Annotated in this window: 25 protein-coding genes; 6 read left to right on the top strand and 19 right to left on the bottom strand. The window is 54.9% G+C overall.

The window, feature by feature from the left end; genetic code table 11:
• Positions 1 to 34 precede the first annotated feature (34 nt).
• Positions 35 to 397 carry a TIR domain-containing protein gene (locus tag AC2FAP_RS05825; protein WP_113656223.1) on the top strand — a complete coding sequence of 121 codons (363 nt, stop codon included), beginning with the start codon at positions 35 to 37 and terminating at the stop codon, positions 395 to 397.
• A gap of 60 nt (positions 398 to 457) precedes the next feature.
• On the opposite strand, the gene AC2FAP_RS05820 is transcribed toward AC2FAP_RS05825, so the two are convergent.
• Complete coding sequence (locus AC2FAP_RS05820) at positions 458 to 1,231, bottom strand: DeoR/GlpR family DNA-binding transcription regulator (protein WP_449541646.1); 774 nt, start codon at positions 1,229 to 1,231, stop codon at positions 458 to 460.
• Positions 1,232 to 1,317: 86 nt separating this feature from the next.
• Between AC2FAP_RS05820 and AC2FAP_RS05815 the strand changes: the two genes are divergently transcribed.
• On the top strand, positions 1,318 to 1,902 hold the full coding sequence (locus tag AC2FAP_RS05815; protein WP_047356491.1) for an NUDIX hydrolase: 585 nt from the start codon (positions 1,318 to 1,320) through the stop codon (positions 1,900 to 1,902).
• A gap of 82 nt (positions 1,903 to 1,984) precedes the next feature.
• Positions 1,985 to 2,743 (top strand): trans-aconitate 2-methyltransferase, encoded by a 759-nt coding sequence (tam, locus tag AC2FAP_RS05810; RefSeq protein WP_020884139.1) that lies wholly within the window; start codon positions 1,985 to 1,987, stop codon positions 2,741 to 2,743.
• A 6-nt stretch (positions 2,744 to 2,749) separates the two neighbouring features.
• Here tam and AC2FAP_RS05805 read toward each other — a convergent pair whose 3' ends face one another.
• The 5 genes from AC2FAP_RS05805 to AC2FAP_RS05785 all read right to left on the bottom strand — a co-directional run bounded on the left by AC2FAP_RS05805 (position 2,750) and on the right by AC2FAP_RS05785 (position 7,739).
• Positions 2,750 to 3,940, bottom strand: a complete 1,191-nt coding sequence (locus AC2FAP_RS05805; RefSeq protein WP_032678153.1) for a cytochrome c biogenesis protein/redoxin — start codon at positions 3,938 to 3,940, stop codon at positions 2,750 to 2,752.
• Positions 3,941 to 4,077: 137 nt separating this feature from the next.
• Entirely contained in the window at positions 4,078 to 5,376 is a 1,299-nt protein-coding gene (locus tag AC2FAP_RS05800; protein WP_025204192.1) for an ATP-binding protein, read from the bottom strand.
• A complete protein-coding gene (locus AC2FAP_RS05795; protein WP_032678151.1) occupies positions 5,373 to 6,113 on the bottom strand; it encodes a response regulator in 741 nt (246 codons plus the stop codon). Before AC2FAP_RS05795 ends, AC2FAP_RS05800 begins: the two co-directional genes overlap by 4 nt.
• A gap of 44 nt (positions 6,114 to 6,157) precedes the next feature.
• Positions 6,158 to 7,153 (bottom strand): alpha/beta fold hydrolase, encoded by a 996-nt coding sequence (locus AC2FAP_RS05790; RefSeq protein WP_020884143.1) that lies wholly within the window; start codon positions 7,151 to 7,153, stop codon positions 6,158 to 6,160.
• Between the two features lie 145 nt (positions 7,154 to 7,298).
• Entirely contained in the window at positions 7,299 to 7,739 is a 441-nt protein-coding gene (locus AC2FAP_RS05785) for a GNAT family N-acetyltransferase (protein WP_014170062.1), read from the bottom strand.
• Positions 7,740 to 7,882: 143 nt separating this feature from the next.
• Here AC2FAP_RS05785 and AC2FAP_RS05780 point away from each other — a divergent pair, with 143 nt between their 5' ends.
• The gene (locus tag AC2FAP_RS05780) at positions 7,883 to 8,431 is read left to right on the top strand and encodes a GNAT family N-acetyltransferase (RefSeq protein WP_050736792.1); all 549 of its coding nucleotides are present in this window, start codon (positions 7,883 to 7,885) and stop codon (positions 8,429 to 8,431) included.
• Here AC2FAP_RS05780 and AC2FAP_RS05775 read toward each other — a convergent pair.
• From AC2FAP_RS05775 to sad, 9 genes are all read right to left on the bottom strand, one after another.
• Positions 8,419 to 9,333: a bestrophin family protein gene (locus AC2FAP_RS05775; protein ID WP_014170060.1), complete on the bottom strand. Its 915-nt coding sequence runs from the start codon at positions 9,331 to 9,333 to the stop codon at positions 8,419 to 8,421. The genes AC2FAP_RS05780 and AC2FAP_RS05775 overlap by 13 nt on opposite strands.
• A 202-nt stretch (positions 9,334 to 9,535) precedes the next feature.
• Positions 9,536 to 10,987 (bottom strand): tagaturonate reductase, encoded by a 1,452-nt coding sequence (locus AC2FAP_RS05770; RefSeq protein WP_078774046.1) that lies wholly within the window; start codon positions 10,985 to 10,987, stop codon positions 9,536 to 9,538.
• A gap of 117 nt (positions 10,988 to 11,104) precedes the next feature.
• Positions 11,105 to 11,632, bottom strand: a complete 528-nt coding sequence (locus AC2FAP_RS05765; RefSeq protein ID WP_047744651.1) for a GNAT family N-acetyltransferase — start codon at positions 11,630 to 11,632, stop codon at positions 11,105 to 11,107.
• A gap of 82 nt (positions 11,633 to 11,714) precedes the next feature.
• Positions 11,715 to 12,680, bottom strand: coding sequence for a sensor domain-containing diguanylate cyclase (locus AC2FAP_RS05760; RefSeq protein ID WP_063156410.1), 966 nt, complete (start codon positions 12,678 to 12,680; stop codon positions 11,715 to 11,717).
• Between the two features lie 109 nt (positions 12,681 to 12,789).
• A complete protein-coding gene (locus tag AC2FAP_RS05755; protein WP_078774045.1) occupies positions 12,790 to 14,235 on the bottom strand; it encodes a sensor domain-containing diguanylate cyclase in 1,446 nt (481 codons plus the stop codon).
• 113 nt (positions 14,236 to 14,348) lie between these two features.
• Positions 14,349 to 14,705 (bottom strand): DUF4186 domain-containing protein, encoded by a 357-nt coding sequence (locus AC2FAP_RS05750; RefSeq protein ID WP_078774044.1) that lies wholly within the window; start codon positions 14,703 to 14,705, stop codon positions 14,349 to 14,351.
• Positions 14,705 to 15,631, bottom strand: coding sequence for a glutaminase B (gene glsB, locus AC2FAP_RS05745; RefSeq protein WP_025204200.1), 927 nt, complete (start codon positions 15,629 to 15,631; stop codon positions 14,705 to 14,707). The genes AC2FAP_RS05750 and glsB overlap by 1 nt, the downstream gene beginning before the upstream one ends.
• A 62-nt stretch (positions 15,632 to 15,693) precedes the next feature.
• Positions 15,694 to 17,283, bottom strand: a complete 1,590-nt coding sequence (locus AC2FAP_RS05740) for a methyl-accepting chemotaxis protein (protein ID WP_078774043.1) — start codon at positions 17,281 to 17,283, stop codon at positions 15,694 to 15,696.
• Positions 17,284 to 17,399: 116 nt separating this feature from the next.
• Positions 17,400 to 18,788, bottom strand: coding sequence for a succinate-semialdehyde dehydrogenase (gene sad, locus AC2FAP_RS05735; protein WP_041162600.1), 1,389 nt, complete (start codon positions 18,786 to 18,788; stop codon positions 17,400 to 17,402).
• Positions 18,789 to 18,887: 99 nt separating this feature from the next.
• Here sad and ptrR point away from each other — a divergent pair, with 99 nt between their 5' ends.
• Positions 18,888 to 19,766, top strand: a complete 879-nt coding sequence (gene ptrR / locus AC2FAP_RS05730; protein WP_078774042.1) for a putrescine utilization regulator PtrR — start codon at positions 18,888 to 18,890, stop codon at positions 19,764 to 19,766.
• Here ptrR and AC2FAP_RS05725 read toward each other — a convergent pair.
• Together AC2FAP_RS05725 and AC2FAP_RS05720 are read right to left on the bottom strand one after the other, a co-directional pair.
• Positions 19,720 to 20,202, bottom strand: a complete 483-nt coding sequence (locus tag AC2FAP_RS05725) for a GNAT family N-acetyltransferase (protein WP_449541644.1) — start codon at positions 20,200 to 20,202, stop codon at positions 19,720 to 19,722. The genes ptrR and AC2FAP_RS05725 overlap by 47 nt on opposite strands.
• A 61-nt stretch (positions 20,203 to 20,263) precedes the next feature.
• Positions 20,264 to 21,175 (bottom strand): LysR family transcriptional regulator, encoded by a 912-nt coding sequence (locus AC2FAP_RS05720; RefSeq protein ID WP_449541643.1) that lies wholly within the window; start codon positions 21,173 to 21,175, stop codon positions 20,264 to 20,266.
• Positions 21,176 to 21,267: 92 nt separating this feature from the next.
• Here AC2FAP_RS05720 and AC2FAP_RS05715 point away from each other — a divergent pair, with 92 nt between their 5' ends.
• Positions 21,268 to 22,230: an NmrA/HSCARG family protein gene (locus AC2FAP_RS05715; RefSeq protein ID WP_449541642.1), complete on the top strand. Its 963-nt coding sequence runs from the start codon at positions 21,268 to 21,270 to the stop codon at positions 22,228 to 22,230.
• A gap of 51 nt (positions 22,231 to 22,281) precedes the next feature.
• Here AC2FAP_RS05715 and AC2FAP_RS05710 read toward each other — a convergent pair whose 3' ends face one another.
• A complete protein-coding gene (locus AC2FAP_RS05710; RefSeq protein ID WP_032681016.1) occupies positions 22,282 to 23,082 on the bottom strand; it encodes a PhzF family phenazine biosynthesis protein in 801 nt (266 codons plus the stop codon).
• A gap of 27 nt (positions 23,083 to 23,109) precedes the next feature.
• Positions 23,110 to 23,898, bottom strand: coding sequence for a PhzF family phenazine biosynthesis protein (locus AC2FAP_RS05705; protein WP_449541641.1), 789 nt, complete (start codon positions 23,896 to 23,898; stop codon positions 23,110 to 23,112).
• Positions 23,899 to 24,065: the final 167 nt, after the last annotated feature.

Genomic DNA, 24,065 nt, shown 5'->3' with positions numbered 1-24,065 from the left:
GCAAATTCATGCACTTTAACTTACTGAGGTTGATATGACACAACAGTTGATTTTAATCGCCGGCCCCTATCGTAGCGGCACCGATGGCGTGCAGGCGCGCATTGATGAAAACCTTGCTCGTCTTGAAAATGCGGCGTTAGCCGTCTATCAACGTGGCCACGTTCCGGTTATTGGCGAATGGCTGGCCTTACCGTTGGCAAAAGCGGCTGGCTCGAAATCGATGGGTGATGAAATCAGTGAAGCAATGCTGTATCCCGTCGCGCACCGACTCATTGCGAAATGTGATGCTCTCTACCGGATTGCCGGCGCGTCCAAAGGGGCCGATATGGACATTGAGGTGGCGCAAACGCTGGGGCTTAAGATTTACACTACGCTTGAGGATATCCCTCAGGTTTGATGTGGCCTGCCAGCCTGTCGGCTTACCGACAGGCCGGATCATAAAGGCTTTTCGCGTGGGTTATGCCTTTTCCGGTTCAAAGGTCATCACCACGGAAACCCCCTTTTCTTTTACCGCGTTAATCCAGGCGCTATCGGTATCGTCTTCAACGACAATCGTGTTCACCAGCGACAGATCGCCAATCACAAAAGATGACGCGGTATTGATTTTTTCGGGGGAAGCCAGCACAACCGTTTCGGCGGCTCTGCCGGAAAATGCACGTTTGATACTCGCCTCTTCAAAATCACCGGTCGTCAGGCCCGCATCAGGATGGATGCCGGTCACTCCCATAAAGAACAGGTCCGCATGGATTTTTTCGATGCCTTCGATAGCAGCCGCGCCGACCGCAACAATAGAGTGTTTATACAGACGGCCACCGATCAGGATAACCTCAATGGAGGGATGTTCGACAAGTCCCAGCGCAATGCCAGGGCTGTGCGTGACCACGGTTATCTTCAAATCAGGAGGCAGAAACGTAATCAGCTCTGACGTGGTCGTGCCGCCGTCAATGATCACCACCTGGCCGTCAGAAATCAGCTGCGCACCTTTACGGGCGACATTTTTCTTGGCATCCATCTTTACCGATTTACGCTCAGCAAACGGGGCAATGGCCGAGGATGACGGCAGCGCCCCGCCGTGAACACGCTGTAAACGCCCTTCTGCCGCCAGCTCGCGTAAATCACGCCGAATGGTGTCTTCAGACACCGCGAAAAGCGTGCTGAGCGCTTTCGACTGGACCTGACCTTCAGCCTCGAGCTTTTCAAGGATCAATTGTTTTCGCTGCGTTGTGAGCATAAGGAATTCCTGATATTGCACGTTTAATCTTGAAACTGCACGACCATGCTGTTTATGATAATTACTCTACGTAAGGAGGAACAACCGTGCAATCAAAACGTGCAGATGTACGCATCATAGAAAGTGAAACACTGTCTGATAACTGGTACATCCTGAAAAAATATACCTTTGATCTACAGCGACGCGATGGCGAATGGCAGCGGCAAAATCGCGAAGTTTACGACCGGGGAAACGGAGCCACCATCCTGCTTTATAACCGGGATAAAAAGACGGTGATCCTGACCCGCCAGTTCCGCTTCCCTGTCTTTATTAACGGGCACGAAGATGACCTTATTGAAGCTGCTGCGGGCTTGCTCGATAACATGGATCCGGAAAGCCGGATTAAAGCAGAAGCGGAAGAAGAGACCGGCTATAGCGTTTCCCGCGTTGAGAAAATTTTTGAAGCTTACATGAGCCCGGGCTCCGTCACTGAAAAACTCTATTTTTATCTCGCCGAATACCAGCCGAAAGACAGAACCAGTGAAGGCGGTGGACTCAAAGCGGAGGGTGAGGATATCGACGTACTGGAAATGACGCTGGAAGAGGCACTGCGCGGCATTGAAACGGGCAGGATTGTCGACGGGAAAACCATCATGCTGCTTTATCATATTGCCCTGAAAGGCATTCTGTAATTGCTGCAGGACAGACACCTGCCGCAGTGCAGGTGTCTGTGTGTGCTATTCTTGCTGAAGCATGCACAACGGAGATGCAAAGATGGCTGACTGGAACCCTTCCCTGTACCTGCGATACGGAGCCGAACGTACGCGCCCCGCCGCTGAATTGCTCGCCAGAATTCCCCTGGATGACGTGTCATCCATCGTCGATCTGGGCTGCGGGCCTGGAAACAGTACGGCGCTGTTAAAACATCGCTGGCCTTCAGCGCACGTCACAGGGGTCGATAACTCACCTGCGATGCTCGACGAAGCCCGCAGCGCCTTACCGGATTGCCACTTTGTTGAGGCCGATATCCGCCAGTTTAAGCCTGGCCAGCCGCTGAGCCTGATTTACGCCAATGCCTCGTTGCAGTGGGTGCCCGACCACTACGATCTCCTGCCGCACCTGGTCTCTCTGCTCACGTTAAATGGCGTATTGGCCATTCAGATGCCTGACAACTGGCTTGAGCCCACTCATGTGGCGATGCGTGAAGTTGCCTGGGAGCAAGGTTATCCTGACCGGGGTCGTGAAGCCTTGCCCGGCGTGCATGCCTATTACGACATTCTGACAGACGCCGGTTGTGATGTGGATATCTGGCGGACAACCTATTTCCATAAAATGAGCTCACACCAGGCCATCATTGACTGGGTAAGCGCGACCGGTTTACGTCCGTGGCTGCAGGAGCTTAATGAGAGCGAGCAGAAACGTTTTCTCAAGCGCTACCATGAAATGCTGGAAGAGCAGTATCCGCTCCAGGAAAACGGGCAGATACTGCTGGCTTTTCCACGGTTGTTTATCATTGCTCAACGTCAGCCCTGAGCAACGTTATGAGCGGGCCTCTTTAAGCAGTTGCTGGATAACTTTTTCCTGTTCTTCATAGTTACCTTCGCCAAAAGAGGTATAACGTAACTGCCCTTTGGCATCGAAATAGTAATGTGCCGGCCAGTACTGGTTCCCGAAGGCGTTCCAGATCTGGTAGTTATTATCCGTCACGACCCGATACGGCAGTTGCCATTTGTTCACCGCGTTTTTCACCGACGAGAGCGGTTTTTCCCACGGGTATTCAGGCGTATGCACGCCGATGACCACCAGACCCTGGGACTGATATCGCGTGGCCCAGTCGCGGACATGCGGGAGCGTATGCTGGCAGTTGATACAGTCCCAGGTCCAGAAATCAATCAGGACGACTTTACCTCGCAATGATTCAGACGTGACAGGGTCACCATTAATCCACCCGGTTCCGCCACTTAACGAAGGCAACTGACTGCTGGGTTCGGTCATGACGACCGGCTGCAGTTTTACTGGCGCAGTGGCGGGCTTCGCCAGGGTCAATAGCGTGGTTTCAAGACGGTCTGCCACCCCATTTGCACCTTTCAGCACCGAGTTCATCCCCGTGGCGTTGAACGCCACAGCCGCTAACATCACCACGCCCGCCCCCTTGCGCAACCTTTCCATCAGCGCTGATTTGGCCCGCAGCGGTGTCATCAGTTTCCGACCGCCGGCCATAAGCAGGCCCAACATAAGCGCACATCCGCTGCCATACGCCGCCAGCAGCGCGCCGGTGGTGATGGCCGAATGACCCGCAATATTGATACTGAAAATAGCCCCGAGGATCGGTCCGGCACAGGGAGACCAGAGCAGACCGACGGCCAGTCCGGCCAGGAAAGCGGAAAACATTCCGCGCGTTTGTCCGCTGCGGGTGTTGAGGATATTGCCCGCGCTGACCGCAGGCCCGGCTATGCGCTGGGCGAAGGACGGGAAAATTAAGGCCAGCGCGGCTGTAGCCAGAATAATGAGTGCCAGCCAGCGCCCTATTATCGTGGCATCCGTGATCCATTCGCTGGCAACCGTGACAACCATCGCCACCACGGTAAACATCACGATCATCCCTGCCAGCAGAGCCAGGATATGTCTTCGCTGCCCCTGAAAACCGGCAAACAGAAGAGGTATCACCGGGAGCGTACATGGACTGAGCAGGCTTATCATCCCGCCCAGAAACGCGATTATCAAAAACATAAAAACCTCTCATTACAGATGGCCTGCGACGCTGCAGTGAGGGTATTTCATCGTACGGATGTGTTTGGGATGTGTGCAAAACGGGACGATTTGTCTGCTCTCGTATCGGTCACGCAACCGGATACAAAACCATACAATTAGCGACGCGGCAGCGTTACCGTGACCTTCAGCCCGCCTTCAGGAAGATTTGCCAGCCGCAGTTTCCCGTCAAGCTGCGCGGTCAGCTGCGCGGCAATCGCCAGCCCCAGGCCGGTTCCGCCGGTATCACGGTTACGCGATGTTTCTACCCGATAAAAAGGCTGTAATACCGCGTCGAGTTCAGCCTCGGGTATCCCCGGCCCGCCGTCCAGAATATGGATAGCAATGTGTCCGGCAGAAGAATCATCAATCTCAATAACGGCATAGCCACCAAACTTAAGCGCGTTATCCAGGAGGTTGGTCATCACCCGGCGAAGCGCCTGCGGCCGAGTCACTATCGGCAGGCGGGCGTCGTTTGCCTGAAACTGCACGTTTTTACCAATGTCCTGATAATCACAGGCAATACTGTTTACCCAGGCATTGAGCTCCAGCTTTAGCGAGGTCTCTTCCAGGGATTCTGATGACCGGGCATAGGCAATCCCCTCCCGCACCAGACGGGTCATGTTATCGAGGTCGTTCAATAACTTGTCGCGTAACTCGGGTTGATCGGCCATCTCGACGCGCAATTTCATGCGCGTGATGGGCGTCTGCAGGTCGTGAGAAATGGATGCCAGGATCTGCGCGCGTTCGCGAAGATAGGATTGAATGCGCGCCTGCATCGCGTTAAAGGCATGCGCGGCTCTTTGCACTTCTACCGGCCCCTTCTCCGTCATTGGTGTGTTTGCCGCCGGGTCCAGCGCGTCAACTGCACGGGTAAACTGAGAAAAAGGCCGAATCACCTGACGCACGGCGATCCAGGCACAGGCCGCAAGCAGCAGCAGCTGCAATACCAGCACGACAGGTAACCAGCTGGCGACCGGCGGCATGCGTGGTGTCAGATCGATGGTCAACGGTGCGCCATCCCGTAAGGTGAGATGCGCCTGAATATGGGAAATGGGACCGGGAACGGCGGTAAACGTGAGCGGGTAGTCAGCCGTAAGGGTCTCTTTTAGCGTTCGAATGGCATCGCGTGAACGCTTATCCTCAGGCGGTGCGCCCGGTTCTCCAGGCCCGAGAATATAGCGATAGTTACCGCGCTCCAGCCGAGGCAGCCAGGCCGCCCGCTCCTGAGCGGGAAGCCGGTCAAGAATGGCCACGCTAGTGGCTACATCGTTTTCCAGATTACCCAGCATTACGGTGCGGGCGCTGTGCATGCGTTCAACCATCACCAGCGTCAGGCTGAGGGTATTGGCCAGTAAGAGTCCAGCCAGCACGATGACCAACAGCCGGGACAGCAACGAGCGTGGCCAAAGCGTCATTCATTGGCCTCTTTTATGATCACCGGCATTGTAAAGACATAACCTTCACTGCGCACGGTCTTGATATAGGCCGGCGTGCGGGCGTCTTCATTCAGACGCTGACGCACCCGGCTCACCAGCAGATCAATCGATCGTTCAAAAAGCTCGGCATCGCGCCCCTGGGTCAGATTTAGCAGTTGATCCCGGGTCAGGACGCGCTGAGGGTGATCGAGGAACACGCGCAGCAGACGATATTCCGCCCCGCTGAGCGCCACCACCATCCCTTCACTGTCGATTAAATGACGGGCCACGGTGTCCAGTTGCCATTCTCCGAACGTGACCAGTCGTCCGGCCTCCGTCACCTGTAAATTGGGGGGCATTGTGCGAAAACGACGTAAAATGGCTTTGATCCGCGCGAGTAACTCGCGTGCAACAAAAGGCTTCACGACATAATCGTCTGCCCCCATCTCCAGCCCCAGGATCCGGTCTGTTTCCTCGTTACGCGCCGTGAGCATCAGAATAGGCAAGTCTTTATGTTTACCGCTTCGGAGCTGACGACACAGCGTTAATCCGTCATCGCCGGGCATCATGACATCCAGCACCACAAGATCGATATGCTGTTTATCAAGCACAACTCGCATCTCTTTGCCATTTGCCGCGCCAGAGGCGCGATATCCGGACTTAACGAGGTAATCGACAATCAGCTCACGAATATCCCTGTCGTCATCGACGACAAGGATATGATCAATATGCTCCACAGAAATCTCCAGACTGAAGGGTAACGTATTGAAAATAGCACATTTCAGAGTTTATCTGCGTCCACAACTGCGTTGACGAAATCCTGCGGATCTTCCTGCGGAGGATTGTGACCTACGGTTTTGCCAAAGGTACGGTGTTCATACTTACCGGTGAATTTCCCGGCGTAGGCCTGTGGAGCAGGATGTGGCGCCCCGTTGTTTCCGCCTTCAATGGTGATCGTCGGGACGGTAATATTCGGAAGCGTTGCCAGTTTTTGCTCATAACTGTCGTATTTGCGCTCCCCTTTTTCCAGTCCTAAACGCCAGCGATAGTTACTGAGCGTCACCGCGACATGGTCCGGGTTATCAAGGGATTTGGCACTGGCGTTAAACGTTGCATCGCTAAATTTCCAGTCAGGTGATGCCTGTGACCAGATCAGACGGGCGAAGTCATGGGTGTTTTTGGCGTAGCCTTCAGCACCACGTTCGGTGGCGAAATAGAACTGATACCACCACTGAACTTCTGCTTTCGGCGGTAAGGGTTGTTTGCCAATCTGCTGGCTGCTGATCAGGTATCCACTGACGGAGACCAGCGATTTAACGCGTTCTGGCCACAGCGCCGCGACGATGTCCGCCGTACGGGCACCCCAGTCGTATCCTGCAAAAACGGCCTGCTTGATGTTCAGGGCATCCATCAGGTTCACAATGTCTTTCGCCATGGCCGAAGGCTGGCCGTTACGCGGCGTTTTGTCTGAGAGGAAACGGGTAGTTCCGTAGCCACGCAGAGAAGGCACAATCACCCGATATCCTTTGGCAGCCAGCGCGGGAGCAACTTGCGCATAACTATGAATATCGTAGGGCCAGCCGTGTAATAAAATGATCGGTTGACCATTTTTCGGGCCGATGTCGACATAACCGACGTTAAGATCGCCGGCGTTAATCTGCTGAGGATGATCAAACGCCGTCGCGAAATCAGTACCGGTTGCTTCGGCCTGACAGGACATGACGGTACCAAGAGAAACGGTTAATGCGAGAGTTGAGTATGCGAGTTTGCTGAACATGTTGTTATCTCCGATTGAGTACGATTCACGGGGATATAACAACATCGGTTTGTATAGCGGATATGTGCGAATGGGCCTTTATTGCAAGCCTGTGTATGTATCAGAGGCGTTGATACAATGTGATACAAACACAGGTCATTGCGTCTTAAAGCGAGACGCGATAACGAACGTAATCGTCGGCTTCGCCATATTGGTCGTAGAGTTTACGTGCCGGGTTGTTCTGCCGCGTGACCCAGTAAAGTTTTGACCACCCTTCGCGCTTGCCTTCGTCCATCAGGGCGTCAATGAGCGCTTTTCCAGTCCCTGCTCCCCGTTGGCTGGCAGCAACAAACAGGTCTTCCAGATAACAAACGGGCGCTGTCGACCAGGTTCCTTCGTGCAAAATACACATGGCGAAGCCGATGACGTTGCCGTCGCTTTCCGCAACCCGGCAAAACATCGATGATCGCTCGTCGAGCGCCCTTTGCCATGTCGCGGCGGTCACGGACTCATCGAGGACACAGTCATAAAAATGAGTGTAGCCGTCCCACAGCGGACGCCACTGGGAATAATCTTCTGCGCGTAAAGCTCTTACCGTAACAGCCATATATTCCTCATATTACAAATCGAAAGCCTTTTAAAAGCAGTTATTGGTAGTAAAGAATTCCAGCACACCGAAAAAGAATGTGATAGAGATGAAAATACCAGAAGGTGAACAAAAACATAACGCTTAAACAGGGAGAACCACGGATGACAATACCGACGCTAACGACAGAACGCCTGTTACTCATTCCCCTGGTCGCGGAAGATGCCGTCCAGATACAGCGGCTTTATCCGCGCTGGGAAATCGTTCGCTATATGGTCTCCTCAGTGCCCTGGCCCTACCCGGATAACGGCGCGGAGTATTATGTTAATAACGTTGCGCTGCCGGATATGGAAAAAGGCATTGCCTGGTTCTGGAGTATTCGACGTCGCGAGGCACCGGATGAGCTGATGGGGATTATCTGTCTGTACGATGTTGAAGATAATAACCGTGGGTTCTGGCTGGCGCCGGAGTTTCAGGGTAAGGGATACATGCGTGAGGCCAGTATTGCGGCGACGGATTATTGGTTTAACACCCTGAACAAGCCGGTGTTGCGTGCGCCAAAAGCGGCTGCTAACAGCCGCTCCCGTCGTATTTCAGACAGTAGCGGCATGCGGCTTATCAGGACAGAAAAGAAAGCGTACGTCAGCGGCATGCTGGATTCCGAACTGTGGGAGATCACCCGTGACGAATGGAATGCCCGTCAGGTTAGTTGATAATACTTATCCGGTAACAGTCTTTCGGGGATCTCTTCTTCATCGTTCATCTGCAACAGGTCACGTTCCATCATGTTGCAGATGGCGTCCAGCGGCAGGTCGTTATCTTCGGTACCAAACGGGTCTTCCAGCTCTTCCGCCAGCGTATCCAGCGAGATAAAGGTGTAAGAAATCAGCGCCGACACAAAAGGCGTCATGTAGTGCAGATCGACGACCAGCGCGAACGGCAGCATGATGCAGAACAGATACACCGTACGATGAAGGATCAGCGTGTAAGCAAACGGTACGGGTGTCGTCAAAATACGCTCGCAACCCGACAGGACGATGGACATGTCGTTCAGTCGGTTGTTGAGACTGTGGAACAGGATATCTGAGAGCTCGCCATTGCGGCGCCTGACGGCAAGCCACTCCCCCATGATCAGTAAAATACGGTTCGCCGGCGAGTTGGCGTTCATCACCTTGCGTAAATCATCTTCCGGAAGATAACGGGAAAGTTGTTCGGCATTCGTTTCCCGGCGCAGGGTCATGCGCAAACAGTTGGCAAAGGCAATCTGCAGTCGAACAAACTCGCCGAGATGTTTATCGTCCGGCAAGGTGTTTTTTACCTCGCGAAACAGAGAGCGTGCCGCTATCATCAGTTGCCCCCAAAGCTGGCGCGCCTCAACGTAGCGGGAATAGCAGGCGTTGTTTCGGAAACCGAGAAAGATAGCGATCGCCACACCGAGAATGCTAAATGGCGCAACGGTAAATTTGATGCCAAGGGACGTGTACCACGGCAGCATCAGGATCACGGCGATAGAAAGCAGGAAGTTGAGTAGCAAGCGGGTATAGATTTTTGGCAGTACCGAGCCATGCCAGACAAAGATGAGTTGTAACCAGTGCTGTTTAGGACGAACAATCATAGTGAGTTTCAGGAAAGAAAAAGAGCGTGGCTATTAAACGTGATCCCCCTCACGGTTGCAAGCATGTTAATAAAACATTGAATTTTCTGACCTGGTTAGCCTAAACCGCACGGTGTCAGAGGTGTTTTTTAAAAACAGAGCAAATAGTATGTTGTAACTAATAAGATCCCCATTAAAACCCGGCCGAAGCCGGGCAACGGTGTTAGCAGAGCGGTTTAACCGCCGCACGCATTCCTTGAAGCAGAATAGCATCCAGATCCCGCGTAACCTGCTCGACCAGGCCGTTAACCTGCGTAAGATCTTGCTCCCAGTGTTCGCTCACGCTCAGTACCGATTTTACCAGTTGGCGGGTAGTGATCTGGCGATCGTGATGCTGTGTCCACAGCTGCTGGAAACGCGCCAGCCAGTGCGCGTCGTCCTGTACCGGGTAACTTTCCCCGTTACGCTCCCCGCGATAAAACGCAATCAGTGCCGCTAAAGCAAACGTCAGTCGCGCAGGCAATGACCCGGCTGCTTTCTGCCCTGCCAGCAGCTGCGGCAGAATGCGGGTGCGGTACTTGGTCATCCCGTTGAGGGCAATCGACAGCAGCTGATGCCGGATGTAAGGGTTACGGAAACGGCCCGTTACCGCACTGGCGAACGATTCCAGCTCATCACGCGGCAAATCCAGTACCGGAATAATTTCCTCATAGATAGCTTTTTCGACAAAAGCACACACGTCAGCATCGTTCATCGCCTCGCCTACCGTGTCCAGCCCGGCCTGGAAGGCTACCGGTACCAGCGCCGTGTGCGCACCGTTCAGAATGGCGACTTTACGCTCTTTGTAAGGCCGGATGTCATCCACGATCAATACGTTGAGCGGGAACTTATCAAGACGCAGTTCGCTGGCAAGGGAGTCAGGGCCCTGAATCACAAACAGATAGAAGTGTTCGGCGGTATCCAGGAACCCGTCCTGATAACCCAGTTCAGCCTGCAGGGCGGCCACTTCGTCACGCGGGTAACCCGTTACAATGCGGTCAACCAGGGTCGAGCAGAAGCAGTTGGCATCGTTCAACCATTCAGTAAAGGCCGTCGGCAGCGCCCACTCCTGCGCGTAGCGCAGCACCAGTTCCCGCAGCGCATCCCCGTTGTAGTCAATCAGTTCACACGGAATGATGACCCAGCCTTTGTCTGGCGCACCGTTAAAATGACTGAAACGCTCGAAGAGCAATCGCGTCAGTTTCGCCGGGTAGCTGACGGCAGGCGCATCTTCAAAGGTGTCGCCCGCGTGATAACCGATCCCGGCTTCCGTGGTATTCGAGAACACAAAGCGCATCTCCGGGTTATGAGCCAGCCTGAGGAACGCATCGTATTCATTATAAACGTTGATTTCGCGGTTAACGGAACGGATAAGACGTGCATCGCTCACCGCGTCGCCCTTCTCGTTCAGGCCGCGAATGATCGTGGTATACAGTCCATCCTGCGTATTCAGCGACGGCGGAAAATCACTTTGAATGGGACGAACGACCACCACACCGGCGTTGAGATCGGTATGTTCGTTTAACAGGTCGATTTGCCAGTCGATAAACGCCCGCAGGAAATTGCCTTCACCAAACTGAATGATACGTTCCGGATAGTGTGGACCGGGAAAATCATGACGGTTAAGTGTGTTCACAATGGGTTCCTTTTATAATTAGTCATACAGCCTGATAAGATTGGTACGATAACTTATCAAAACTTTACGACCGGGAACCCTGTTTTGATCAATTCATGATGGAGTTGTGAAAAATAATTATAAGAACTTATAGAACACGGAGGTGGCGGTCATCGCGCCATCCGGCATCAATGCATAGCGCGGGATCTCCCCCACTTTTTGCCAGCCAGCACGCTGGTAGAACGTCTCGGCACCGCTGCCGGTGGACGTATCCAGTACCAGGACCGAAATGCCTCTGGCTCTGGCCTGAACTTCAAGTTCTTCCATCAGGGCCATTGCCGCCCCTTTACGGCGCGCTTTTTCATGGACCAGCAGTTTTGCCACATCCGCGCGATGCGGCTGATTCTCCGGCTGATCGGTGATCAACTGTACCGTGCCGATAACGCCGTCCTGCGGATCGATACTGGCCAGCACAAGACGTTCATTGCGTCCCACGCTCTCAGCAATACCGCGCCAGAAAGCACGCGCTTTCTCCAGGCTAAAGGGCAACATAAAACTGACGGATGCGCCGCCGTTAACGCAGTTTTCGAGGATCGCGGACAACGCATCGAGGTGGGTGAGGATCTCTTCCCGGGTGAGGTTTTTGATGTGCAGTGAGGTATTCATTGTTTTTCCTTACGTTGAATACCGTCACTGTGCAATTAACATCTTATTAACGCAAACGGATCGATCATAGGCTTTTGTTATGTCATCTTTCACGGTGGCGTTGCTGCTTCATGGCATACATCTTTTCATCGGCCTCTTTTAGCCACTGTTGCAGGTCATGGCCATTGTGGTCAAATTCACTGAGGCCCCACGAGAACAGAAGCGACCACGGATGCAGTTTGCGGGCATTATAATTTTCGACCTGCTCGGCCAGATACTGCATCGCAATCCAGGCCCCCTGCTCATCCGTATCGGCGAACAGCACGGCAAACTCATCCCCGCCAAAGCGAACCAGCAGATCCGCCTCACGGAAGGAGGACCGCATCAGTTGCGCCATCACCTTCAGCGCCTTATCGCCTTCCTCGTGACCGTAGCGATCGTTTATCTCCTTAAAACGATCCAGATCCAGCCAGCCGAGGGTTAACGGCTCTGCACGGCGTCGGGCGACGGACAGGGTAAACCGGACGAGCTGATTAAAGCCCCGACGGTTGAATAAGCCCGTCAGTTCATCGGTAGTCGCCGCACTGACGGCGGCAAATTCATCTTCTGCCAGCGCGCCCAGATCTCCCAGTACGGCAAGATCGGCCGCCGTAAACTCGCGCGGAGAATAATCAATCAGGCAAAGCGATCCGACGCTCGCGCCGTCGCGCAGACGCAGCGGGAAACCAGCGTAGAAACGAACGCCGGGCTCACCGGCCACCAGCGGATTATCGGCAAAGCGGTCATCCTGACGCATGTCCCCCACCACCAGCGGCGCTTCGCTGAGGATCGTATGGCCACAAAATGAGATATTGCGCGGGACAGAGTCCGGTGCCTGGCCATCCGCTGACTTCACGATCAGCGAATGCTCATCGATAAGATTGACCATCGCCAGCGGCACCTGGAAAAAGCGTTTTGCCAGACGCGTCAGGCGGTCAAAGGCCGGCGAACTGTCGATTTCAAGCAGGCCTGATTCGCGCAGCGAGTTCAGACGTTCCGTTTCGTTTTCAGGGGTTGCAGGTGTTTTCATAACGTCTCCTGACGCAAGCTTTACTAAAAGCGTAGCTTAAACAGAGACATTGTCAGTGTACGAATATCCTGTTCAGACGCTATTTGTTAACGTCACTGGCTCATGACGACTAATGCAGTGATGTTTCGCTGCCGGACGTTGCAGTAACCTGCTCATCCGACAGCCGGGCGCTGGTCCGATTTCGCCCCGCTTTCTTTGAACGATAGAGATGATCGTCCGCTTCAGCCATCAGCTTATTAAAGACCTCCGTCAACTGCCATGACTCAGATTTACCGCTGCCCAGGCCAATGCTGACGGTCAGATACAGCGTCTGCTGGCGCCAGGTAAACGGATGATGTGCGACGGTGGTTCGGATGCGTTCAGCCAGTTCAAAACCGTGCTGCGCATCCCCGGAGTTCACGACCACCGCGAACTCTTCTCCGCCCATTCGCGCCACCATACCGTCCTCACCGACAACCTGCTGAACCTGCCGGGCAAAGGCCGCCAGTACGCGGTCACCGCACTCGTGACCGTAGTTATCATTGATGCTTTTGAAGTAATCGATATCCAGCAGCATGACGGTTAAAAAACGCGAATGCCGGTGCGCCTCTTCTTGCTTTAACGCTTCATAAAGCCCGGAGCGGGAATAGACATGCGTCAGAAAATCATAATCTGCCCGCAGTGACACCTGACGAATCAGTGAATTAATGGCCGCCACGCTGACAGAGACCATCACCGGACAAATAGCCATAGTGGCAATGCCCAGCCGGGCTGAGAACATCATCGGGGTCGAAAGCGGTGTCGCGACGGCAATATTGATAATGGAGTTGGCAACCAGAATGATCTCAACGGCGCCCGTGAGAAACGTCAGTAAACAGGTGACGGGCAGCGGGTAGCGTACCGCACACCAGATAAGCGCCGGCAGCGGGAAACAGAGGCTCCCCGCGCCGCCAATCACCACCGACGCGACCACCGAGACAATCAACGCCATAACCGGGAACAGCTGCTCCAGACGTAACTGAATATCACGCCCGGGCAGACTAATCGTCAGCATACACGGCACAATCAGCACCCCCGTTGAAAACTGCTCGCTAAACCAGTCGGCAAACAGCGGCCAGAAGGTGTGACTGTCGATACCGACCGACCCCACCGCGCCAAGCAAGGCACACAGCAGCGCAGCAATCAGGCAGTAGTTAAACAGACGCAGCGCATTAAGCGGATCGGGGGTTTTCATCAGCCGTTTATCACGCAGAACCAGTATGGCGACCACGACGATAAAAATCATATTCGACAGGTTAATCACCAGCGAGGCCATTCCCCAGCTGGTGGTGACCGCGTCGTACATCAGCATGGCAACATACGCGACCGCGTAGTTATGCAGACGATTAAGATAAGCATAACGGGCGAATACTCCCGCCATAACGCCATTCAGTGGCCAGAACAGCGACAACGCTTCAACCAGACGCAATTCAGCACCCACAAAATAGAATAAGGTGGTGAGAATAAAGATCCACGACGCATTACGCAGCGGAGTATCGGGTTGAAAAAACCTGAAGGCAGAGAGAGCAGAACGCATTAAATATCATTCCGTATAATAACTTATGGCGATTATGTCGATCGTCAGCAGGATCTGAACTAACTTAACCTGCATCTATAACACAAATACAACAGGATCATAACTCGTCAAATTTAGGCGTTCATCTGCAGCACCAGCCAGTGGTGGATCACGCTGACGATATAATGCTGTTGCTGCGCGCTGAGCTGAACACCCTGCGGAATGTTATGCCACTTTGCCAGACAGCCACGACAACAGGTGGCGGTGGCATGCTGAGCGATAAACACCGGATGACCGCGCATGGGCGTCTGTTTCCCGTCATTGGTGGGATGGGCCGGTGCAAGACGCCGGGCAATAAAATCGGCGGCGTGCTGGTCAATGGTTTCGGCACCTTTGTCCCAGCAGTACTGCCGTTCCTTCGTGCCTAAGCGAAAGCGCGAACGAAAAGGCGATCGCGACAGGCGGACAAAAAGCGGATCCAGGGTCGACATCAGTATACGGAACGTCCCAGACGTTGGGTCAGTTTCTCCAGAACTGCCACACCGGCAAGTGAATTTCCCGTTTCATCCAGCTCCGGGCTCCAGACGGCAATCGCCATTTCGTGAGGCACGATTGCCACCACCCCGCCGCCGACACCCGATTTGGCCGGAAGACCGACGCGCCAGGCAAACTCTCCGGCGTTCTGATACATCCCGCTGGTCGCCATCAGGGCATTCACCTGACGCGCCTGCATGGGCGAGACAACATCTTGCGCGAGATGCGGCGCATGCCCCTGATGGGCGAGGAACAAGAATGTCTGTGCCAGTTCAACACAGCTCATTTCGAGCGCGCAGTAATGAAAATAGTTTTGCAGCACGGTGGCGACATCGTTATGGAAGTTACCAAACGATTTCATGAGCCAGGCGATAGCCGCGTTACGGGCGGAGTGTTCAAACTCCGAGCGCGCCACCACCGCATTGTAGGCAATATCCGCGACGCCCGAGAGCTGGCGGACAATTTCAAGCATGCGCTGGCGAGGGGCGCTGAGACGGCTTTGCAGCATATCGCAAACCACCAGCGCACCGGCATTGATAAACGGGTTACGCGGCTTACCCTGTTCAATTTCTAGCTGAAGCAGTGAGTTGAAAGGCTGCCCGGACGGATCTTTCCCCACGCGATGCCAGATTTCGTCTTCCTCATACTGGCGCATGGCCGCAACCAGACTGAGTACTTTTGAAATGGACTGAATTGAAAAACGCTCGGTTGCGTCACCGGCCTGGTAACGCTGCCCGTCTACCGTACAAATGGCAATACCCAGCTTGTTCCCGCTGACCGAGGCAAGGGCCGGAATATAGTCGGCAACCTTCCCTTTTCCAATTAACGGACGAACCTGCGACAGAATCTCGTCCAACATCTCATTATGGATGACCGCAGCCACACTTTGCTCCTTGCCCTCAGGCTAAAACGGGCTGCGAGTATAACAGAGGCTTATATGTTGCGTCAGGCGCTAAGACGAAAACGCGAAACCGCCTGCAATAAAAGATCGGATTGCTTATGCAGCCGTTCAGAGGCATCCGACGCGTCAGACACCAGCATGTCGGTCTGACGGGAAACCTGATTTAACGCCTGAAGCTGCCGCGTCATTTGATGAATGCTCTCCCCCTGGCTCAGGGTCGCTACCGAGATCTCATTCAGCAGACTGCTTAAATTAGCCACCAGCCCGATCACCTGCTGCAGATTATCTTCCAGCAGGTTAACGGCCCGGGAACCGTCTTCGATGCCCTGCAAAGAGTGATTGATCAGTGCCTGAATAGTCTGCGTCGAGTGGCTGCTCTTTCTGGCCAGCAGCCCCACTTCCCGGGCGACAACGGCGAACCCGCGCCCGTGGTTCCCCGCATGGGCGGCCTCGATGGCCGCATTCAGTGCCAGAATGTTGGTCTGAAACGCCACGCTGTCGATCATCGCCACGATCCCGCGCATCTCTGACGATCGGTCAACGATCGCCTGCATGGAGGCATTGACGGTCGTCATCATCCGATCGCCACCCGCGGCTACCTGGCGCGCCTCGTCCGCCCTGGAGCTGGCGAGTTTTGCATATCCTGTATTCCCTTCCACGTGGTTTTCCAGCGAGGCAATGTGTGTCGTCACATCCTCAAGCTCTTTCGCCTGACGAGCCGACTGCAGATACAGCTTCTGGTTGCCCTGCGCCAGCGAGCTTATATTTTCGACCATTGCGTGGGTGGCATTGCTGACCTGGGTCACCAGTTCCTGCAGTCCGTGCTGCAGGGTGGAAACACTGTCGCTCAACTGTCCGATCTCCTTGTTAAAGCGCAGTACGCCCGGCGGAGTACCGGACAGATCTCCTGCCGCCAGCTGGTTAATGTGAGCAATCAACCGACGCAGCGGCGTAATGACCCAGCGGGACATGCCGAACCACACCAGAACGGCGATGGCAAGTAGCAGAACCGGTGCAATCAGGAAGAGCGTTTGCAGGCCAGAGAGTTGCGCCATCAGACTCTGGCGGCCCTGCATCGCCTGCTTCTCGCTGGCCTGCTGATAGCGGGCATAGTTTTCGTTGAAGTCAGTCTGAAAAGCCTGGGCAGGTACGGCAAAAAAGGCGTCGATCGTGTTGGTCTTGATGAGCCCTTCCGCCTGCTCCTTGATGGCACCGTAGAAAAGCTGGTAGCTGGTGATCAGGGCATCATCTTTTGGCGGATTGAGCGCCAGCCAGGCGTTCCAGGCCTGCTGAGAAACCGTCAGCGACGCCTGAGCTTCGTCCATCAGGCTGTGCCAGCTTCCTTCAGAGCCGGTCTCTTTATCCTGCATAAACCAGACGCCGGAGCGGTTAAGCAGATCGCTTGCTGCCAGCAGAGACACGCGGGCCAGATCCAGTTTGCTCTGTTGCTGGTACGCCAGCAAATTTTGCTGCTCGTTGCGCTGAGCGTCTTTCAGGGAAGCATTGAGCAAAAATGAAGAGGAGAGTTGCAGTGCGGAGAAAAGACCAATAATACAGAAAATACCGGTCAGCAGGCCAAACTGACGAGGGATGAGGCGCTGCGCAATACGGCGAAAAATTTGCGTTAGGTTCATAATTTTCTTCAGTAACAAGACGTTAGACGCGTGCGAGTCTACGAAACGAAAATGACAGAACCATTGCAGGAAAATGACAACGGCCTTCGTGCTGAAGGCCGTTATCGGAGAGCGAACTAGACTCTGTTCTTCCATACCGTCTGCACGTTACAGAACTCGTGCAGACCGAAGTGGGAAAGCTCACGACCAAAACCGCTCTTCTTCACGCCGCCAAAGGCCACGCGCGCATCGCTGGCGCTGAAACCATTGATGAACACCCCACCGCACTCCAGCTCACGGGAAAATTTCTCCGCCAGCGTATCGTTCGCGGTAAAGACGGTTGCGGACAGACCAAAGTCGCTGTCGTTAGCCAGCTGCAGCGCGTGCTCCGCGTCTTTCGCAACGCTAACCGCCGCAACCGGACCAAACAACTCCTGACGAAATGCCGTCATGCTGGCAGTGACATTCCCCAGCACGGTCGGTGCATAGTAGTTACCTTCACCGGCGACTTTCTCCCCGCCAAGCAGCAGCGTGGCGCCTTCGGCCAGCGTGGCCTGCACCTGCTGATGCAGTTCATCACGCAGGTCAAATCGCGCCATCGGGCCAATAAAGTTTTCTTCGCTATCCGGCGTCCCCATCTTCAGGGCTGCCGTCGCCTCGACAAAACGCTGGGTGAAAGCATCAGCGATGCCCTCTTCCACAATAAAGCGCTTAGCGGCGGCGCAAACCTGTCCGGTATTCTGATAGCGTCCGGCCACGGCTGCTTTCACCGCCAGATCCAAATCAGCATCATTGAGCACAATAAACGGATCTGAACCGCCCAGCTCCAGGACGCATTTCTTGAGTGCTGCCCCCGCCTGCGCACCGATCGCCGCCCCCGCGCGCACGCTGCCGGTTACGGTTACGGCAGCAATACGACGGTCGTTGATCGCCTGGCTCACGCCCTCATTCGTGGCATTCACCCAGCCAAAGACACCCTGCGGAAAACCGGCGTCAGCAAATACCTGCGCAATAAGGTCGGCCGAGCCGAGTACGTTTGGCGCATGCTTGAGTAGATAGCTGTTCCCGGCCAGCAGGATGGGTACCGCGCCACGCAGTACCTGCCAGAGCGGGAAGTTCCACGGCATGACGGCAAGAACAGGTCCCAGCGGCCGGTATTCAATCACCGCGTTCTGGTTTTCTACCAGGGTCGGTTCAGGCTGCAGCATTGCCGGGCCGTGTTCCGCATACCAGTCGCAGAGGCTGGCGGATTTTGCCACTTCAGCACGCGCCTGCAAAATGGGTTTGCCCATCTCACGGGAGATCATTCGGGCCATCTCGTCTGCACGGTTTCGCAGCGCGCTGGCGAGATCGCGCAGCTTTTGCGCCCGGTCTGAAACGCTTACGCGTCTCCACTGACGAAAACCGGCATCAGCCTGCGCAATTGCGCGTTCAACGTCGTCGGTGCTCGCCCACGGATACGCCGCGAGCGTCTCACCGGTGGCTGGGTTAACAGAGAGGGCATGTGTAGCAGAGGAATAAGTCATGATGGTCTCCACGTAATAACGGTTGATTCATTGTGGCGCACTCTGCTATTTCTTAAAAATGAATAATACTAACCACCTTGTTCACGAATCGAGAATGGTATGGACTTAACTCAGCTTGAAATGTTTAACGCCGTGGCGCTCACCGGCAGCATCACCCAGGCGGCGCAAAAGGTGCATCGCGTTCCGTCGAACCTGACCACCCGCATCCGCCAGCTGGAGGCCGATCTTGGCGTGGAGCTGTTTATTCGTGAGAACCAGCGTTTACGTTTATCCCCCTCCGGGCATAACTTCCTGCGCTACAGCAAGCAGATCCTGGCGCTGGTCGATGAGGCACGAATGGTCGTCGCCGGTGATGAACCGCAGGGATTGTTTGCGCTTGGTGCGCTGGAGAGTACCGCCGCCGTGCGTATTCCGGAAAGCCTGGCGCAGTTTAATCAGCGCTATCCACGTATCCAGTTTGCCCTTTCTACCGGGCCGTCCGGCACAATGATTGACGGCGTACTGGAGGGAACCTTAAGCGCCGCGTTTGTCGACGGCCCCCTTTCGCATCCGGAACTGGAAGGCATGCCGGTTTACCGGGAAGAGATGATGCTGGTCACGCCCGCCGGGCATGCAGAAGTGGCACGCGCCACGCAGGTGAGCGGCAGTGACGTCTACGCCTTTCGCGCAAACTGTTCGTATCGCCGACATCTGGAAAGCTGGTTTCACGCCGACAGAGCCACGCCCGGGCGTATTCATGAAATGGAGTCTTATCACGGCATGCTCGCCTGCGTCATTGCGGGCGCCGGTATCGCGCTGATGCCTCGTTCGATGCTGGAAAGTATGCCAGGCCACCATCAGGTGGAAGCCTGGCCGCTGGCAGAAAACTGGCGCTGGCTCACCACCTGGCTGGTCTGGCGCCGCGGGGCTATGACCCGCCCGCTGGAGGCTTTTATAGCGCTGCTAAACGAACGTCAACCACCAGTGCCTTCTCCATAAACAGGCTCAGCGGGTCATCAACATACGGCGGAAACGCCGGACGTTGCTCATAGCCGCACTGCTCATACAGACGGACGGCGGCATGTTGCCGGATGCCCGTCTCCAGGCGAAGCGTGTGGCAGTGACGGCTCAGGGCTTCATCTTCCAGCGCCGCCAGCAGCATCTCGCCGAGATGTTGCCCGCGATGAGCCGGATCGATATACACCCGTTTCATTTCACCGGTCCCGTCGCCGTTGAGCACCACGGCACCACACCCGACGGCATGAAGCTGCCGGTCCCGAATAATCATCAGGATCAGCGAGGCTGTCGGCAGTTCGGTCAGATCGAGCAGGTGGTTACTTTCAGCGGGATAGAGTTCGTTCTGATAGCGGTCAAGCGCGGCAATCAGATGCAAAATATCAGGGTGATGTGCAGATTCAGCGGTAATGGAATACATGGCGGGCTCCTTGTTGTTTTTATTTCAACATAGCGCAGCCCTGCACACGTGCTTCATACCGTTAACTTATATCAGCATTGCGGTTCAGGCTGACGAGGGTATCCCTTAACCAGCGGTGTCCGGCGTGGTTATGGCTGCGTTCATGCCAGATAAGACTGACGTCAAACGTCTCTTTCAGCCAGGGGAGTTCCACCACGGTGAGCGGGTTAACGGTTCCCATAATCAATCGTCGGGGCACAAGTGCTACCAGATGGCTCATCTGCACCATGCCGGGAACAAACAGAAATGATGCCGCAGACACCGCAACCTTACGTTGCAACCCTGACTCCGCCAGCATGACATCGAGCGGCGTGGTAAAACCGCCTCCCGAGGGGGACACGATAATATGCTCAAGTTTTGCGAACGCTTCCATTGTCAGTTGGTCGTTCAGTTCGGGATGCTGAGGGCGCCCGATAAGCACGTACGATTCGTCATAAAGATGTTGCGTTCTGAGCTGCGCCTGCGCAGGGTCTGGCGTAGCAATGGCAGCATCAACATCGCCTGAGCTCAGTTGATGGGCTAGCTGATGCGGATCGTAATTCCTGATAGCAATACGCACGCCGGGGGCAATCTCTTGCAGGGTCACAATCAGCGGCATAATGACCGCGGCCTGCACGTAATCAGTACAGGCCAGAGAGACCGTTAGCGAATCGTGCAGCGGATCAAAGTCCTCATGTGATTGCAGCGTATCCCGTATTTTTGCCAGCGCCCCGCCAAGCGTCGCCATCAGCTCAAGAGCTTTGGGGGTTGGCGTCATCCCCCTGCGCCCCGGGATCAATAACGGATCGTTAAACATCCCCCTCAACCGGTTAAGCTGCGCGCTGACGGCAGGCTGGCTAAGACAAAGCCGGCTGGCGGCCCTGGTGACATTTTGCTCCGCGACCAGCGCTTCCAGAGTCAGCAGCAGGTTTACGTCAGGCTTTTTGGTATTCATAGGATGGATATCATGTAAGAAATAAATCGATTTCACGCTCGCCGCCCGCATTCCGATAATGCACTACCGCAACAACACAGAGCGAGAATGAAATGTCGTATGATAAAAAACCACTCATAACAGTTTTTGGTGCCACCAGTAAACAAGGACGTAGCGTAACCAGAACCCTGCTGCAAAGTGGGCGCTATCGGGTGCGCGCCTTAACGCAAAACACGGACTCTCCTGCGGCGAAACAGCTGGCGGAACGGGGTGCTGAACTGAGACAAATCACCCTTAAGACGGGCAATGATGCGCATCTGATCGGGGCGTTTGCCGAGTCAGACGGGGCGTTTCTGATGACACCAGGTTTCATCCCCGTATCGACGCAGATGCCAACGGGTGAAACGGCGCTGGGTTACAGGCTTGCAGATGCCGCCGTCAACGCCGGCGTAAAACACCTTGTCTTCAGCAGTCTGGAAAACGTCGAGAGAATAACGGCCGGAACTCTATGGGCTCCTCATTTCAGCGATAAGGGCCGAATTGAGGAGTACATCCGCACACTCCCCGTCAGCGCGTCGTTTATTCAACTGGCGTTCTTTTACACCAATCTGGCCGAATATTATCCGCCGCGTAAAGAAGGCGACGAGCTGATCTTTCCCCTCTATCTCCCGGAAGACGTTCGGGCGCCCTTTGTCGACCCGCTCACGGCGACCGGCCCTGCGGTGCTTGAGATGTTCGATAACCCTGAACACTACAACGGCATGACGTTACCCGTTGTCGGTGAGTGTCTTTCGCCGCGTGAGATGGTGGAAACCTTCACGGAGGTCACCGGCATAAAAGCCCGGTATCGCTCAGCCTACACGCGAGAAGCACTCCTTCACCACTTCCCCGATTTCGCAGACAACGCGGCACTGGTCAGTGAAATTACCGGCATGACGGAATATGCCGTGAACTACGGCTATTACGGAAAAGACCGGGATCTCACCTGGAGCAGAACCATAAACCCTGCCACCTTAACGTGGCGTGAATTTCTGATTACGTCTGGCTGGCAAGGGGAAAAACGAACGTTTGATTAACGCAAGCCACCGTCATTCCCGATGATGAAATGACGGTGGCCCATTCCTGGCTTACATCGCCTGGCGTAAATAGATATGCCCTTTCAGATACAGGGTGGCCTGACCGCCGATTAACACCCGGTCCCCCGCCAGCTCACAGCGTAAATCCCCGCCCCGTCGCGAGACCTGGCGCGCGTTCAGCACGGTTTTGCCCAACTTTTCGCTCCAGTAGGGAATCAACATGCTGTGAGTGGACCCCGTAACCGGATCTTCCGGCACCCCTTCTCCCGGACAGAAGAAGCGGCTGACGAAGTCATATTCATCGCCCGGTGCCGTGACGCAGACCATCTTATCCAGTGGAATCATTGCCGAGATATCCGGCGTAAGGGCCTCTACCTGCTGCTGGTTCTCCAGCACCACCATGTAGTCGCGCCCGACACGCACCTCTTTTGCCCGCTCAATGCCCAGCGCGCTCAACAGCAGCGCTGGCGGATTGTCGACGACCGCCGTCGGCCAGGCCGGGAAGTTGAGCGTCAGCCAGTCACCGCTGCGTTTTACCGTCAGCTCGCCGACGAAACGGGTGGTGAAGGTGATTTCCGTGTGTGGATAATCAAGGTATTCGAAAATGACATGCGATGCCGCCAGTGTGGCATGTCCACACAGGTTAATTTCGTCAAGGGTAGTGAACCAGCGCAGCTCGAATCCGCCGTCAGTGCGTACGAAAAAGGCCGTCTCAGACTGATTGTGCTGCTGTGCCATGTTGAGCAGCGTCTCGTCCGGCAGCCACTCTTCCAGGGGGCAAACCGCCGCTGCGTTGCCGCCAAACGCCCTGTCGCTGAAGGCATCGACCAGATAGAAATCAATTTCCTGCATTCTCTCTTCCTCTTTTGTTATGGTTATTTAGCGCAGAAAGACGGTGCCTTTCAGATAAAGCGAGGCCTGCCCGCTCATCAGCACGCGTGAACCTTTCAGTTCGCAGCGCATATCACCGCCACGAGCCGACACCTGGCGGGCAAACATCGCTGTTTTACCCAGTTTTTCACTCCAGTAGGGAATAAGCATTGTATGCGCGGATCCGGTGACCGGATCTTCCCAGACGGCAACTCCCGGTGAGAAAAAGCGGCTCACAAAATCATAATCCCCCTCTCCCCGCGCCGTCACGCTGACCTTATGTTCGCCAGGTGTCATTGCCGAGATATTCGGCGCAAGCGCCTCAACCTGCTGGCGGTTTTCCAGAACCACCATCCAGGCTCGCCCCTTACGGGCCTCAACGTAATGGCCGATCCCCAGCGCCGCAAGCATCGCCGGCGGGGGCGTCTCTTCCTGCGTCGGGCATGCCGGGAAGTCCAGCGTCATCCAGTCCCCTTCCCGGCTAACCGTCAGCTGGCCAGAGGCGGTATCAAAGTGGATACGCGAGTCAGGATAGTTGAGTTCATTAAACAGGACGTACGCGGCTGCCAGTGTGGCATGTCCGCAAAGGTTGACTTCGGTAAGGGTGGTAAACCAGCGTAACTCAATTCCCGCTTTACTGCAGACGAAAAACGCCGTTTCCGACTGATTATGCTGCTGTGCCATTCTGAGCAGTGTCTCATCAGGCAACCATGCGTCTAACGGGCACACGGCCGCCGGGTTTCCACCAAAAGAAGCATTGCTGAACGCATCTACCAGATAAAAATCAATCTCCTGCATTGTCTTACCGCCTGTTTTTGTTGTGATGTTCTTTTATATTCAATGAAAACCATGCCCCCGGCTACCGCTTTTACCAGGTGAATTTTGAGATCTGCATCACATAATGGTTGAGTTTTCGCCGGTTGACGTTTTAAGATCGTCTCCTCTTCTTTTCAGCAACGAATCTC

This window comes from Enterobacter cloacae complex sp. 394I7 (genome assembly GCF_057320345.1).
Note: the sequence above shows the minus strand (reverse complement) of the source record. Positions and strands in the feature narration are given on the sequence as shown.

What these genes read in the sequence shown, in the direction of transcription:
- AC2FAP_RS05825 (WP_113656223.1), top strand. Translation starts at nt 35, where the DNA reads ATGACACAACAGTTGATTTTAATCGCCGGCCCCTATCGTAGCGGCACC.
- AC2FAP_RS05820 (WP_449541646.1), bottom strand. Translation starts at nt 1,231, where the DNA reads ATGCTCACAACGCAGCGAAAACAATTGATCCTTGAAAAGCTCGAGGCT.
- tam (WP_020884139.1), top strand. Translation starts at nt 1,985, where the DNA reads ATGGCTGACTGGAACCCTTCCCTGTACCTGCGATACGGAGCCGAACGT.
- AC2FAP_RS05805 (WP_032678153.1), bottom strand. Translation starts at nt 3,940, where the DNA reads ATGTTTTTGATAATCGCGTTTCTGGGCGGGATGATAAGCCTGCTCAGT.
- AC2FAP_RS05800 (WP_025204192.1), bottom strand. Translation starts at nt 5,376, where the DNA reads ATGACGCTTTGGCCACGCTCGTTGCTGTCCCGGCTGTTGGTCATCGTG.
- AC2FAP_RS05790 (WP_020884143.1), bottom strand. Translation starts at nt 7,153, where the DNA reads ATGTTCAGCAAACTCGCATACTCAACTCTCGCATTAACCGTTTCTCTT.
- AC2FAP_RS05785 (WP_014170062.1), bottom strand. Translation starts at nt 7,739, where the DNA reads ATGGCTGTTACGGTAAGAGCTTTACGCGCAGAAGATTATTCCCAGTGG.
- AC2FAP_RS05780 (WP_050736792.1), top strand. Translation starts at nt 7,883, where the DNA reads ATGACAATACCGACGCTAACGACAGAACGCCTGTTACTCATTCCCCTG.
- AC2FAP_RS05775 (WP_014170060.1), bottom strand. Translation starts at nt 9,333, where the DNA reads ATGATTGTTCGTCCTAAACAGCACTGGTTACAACTCATCTTTGTCTGG.
- AC2FAP_RS05765 (WP_047744651.1), bottom strand. Translation starts at nt 11,632, where the DNA reads ATGAATACCTCACTGCACATCAAAAACCTCACCCGGGAAGAGATCCTC.
- AC2FAP_RS05760 (WP_063156410.1), bottom strand. Translation starts at nt 12,680, where the DNA reads ATGAAAACACCTGCAACCCCTGAAAACGAAACGGAACGTCTGAACTCG.
- AC2FAP_RS05755 (WP_078774045.1), bottom strand. Translation starts at nt 14,235, where the DNA reads ATGCGTTCTGCTCTCTCTGCCTTCAGGTTTTTTCAACCCGATACTCCG.
- AC2FAP_RS05750 (WP_078774044.1), bottom strand. Translation starts at nt 14,705, where the DNA reads ATGTCGACCCTGGATCCGCTTTTTGTCCGCCTGTCGCGATCGCCTTTT.
- AC2FAP_RS05740 (WP_078774043.1), bottom strand. Translation starts at nt 17,283, where the DNA reads ATGAACCTAACGCAAATTTTTCGCCGTATTGCGCAGCGCCTCATCCCT.
- sad (WP_041162600.1), bottom strand. Translation starts at nt 18,788, where the DNA reads ATGACTTATTCCTCTGCTACACATGCCCTCTCTGTTAACCCAGCCACC.
- ptrR (WP_078774042.1), top strand. Translation starts at nt 18,888, where the DNA reads ATGGACTTAACTCAGCTTGAAATGTTTAACGCCGTGGCGCTCACCGGC.
- AC2FAP_RS05725 (WP_449541644.1), bottom strand. Translation starts at nt 20,202, where the DNA reads ATGTATTCCATTACCGCTGAATCTGCACATCACCCTGATATTTTGCAT.
- AC2FAP_RS05720 (WP_449541643.1), bottom strand. Translation starts at nt 21,175, where the DNA reads ATGAATACCAAAAAGCCTGACGTAAACCTGCTGCTGACTCTGGAAGCG.
- AC2FAP_RS05715 (WP_449541642.1), top strand. Translation starts at nt 21,268, where the DNA reads ATGTCGTATGATAAAAAACCACTCATAACAGTTTTTGGTGCCACCAGT.
- AC2FAP_RS05710 (WP_032681016.1), bottom strand. Translation starts at nt 23,082, where the DNA reads ATGCAGGAAATTGATTTCTATCTGGTCGATGCCTTCAGCGACAGGGCG.
- AC2FAP_RS05705 (WP_449541641.1), bottom strand. Translation starts at nt 23,898, where the DNA reads ATGCAGGAGATTGATTTTTATCTGGTAGATGCGTTCAGCAATGCTTCT.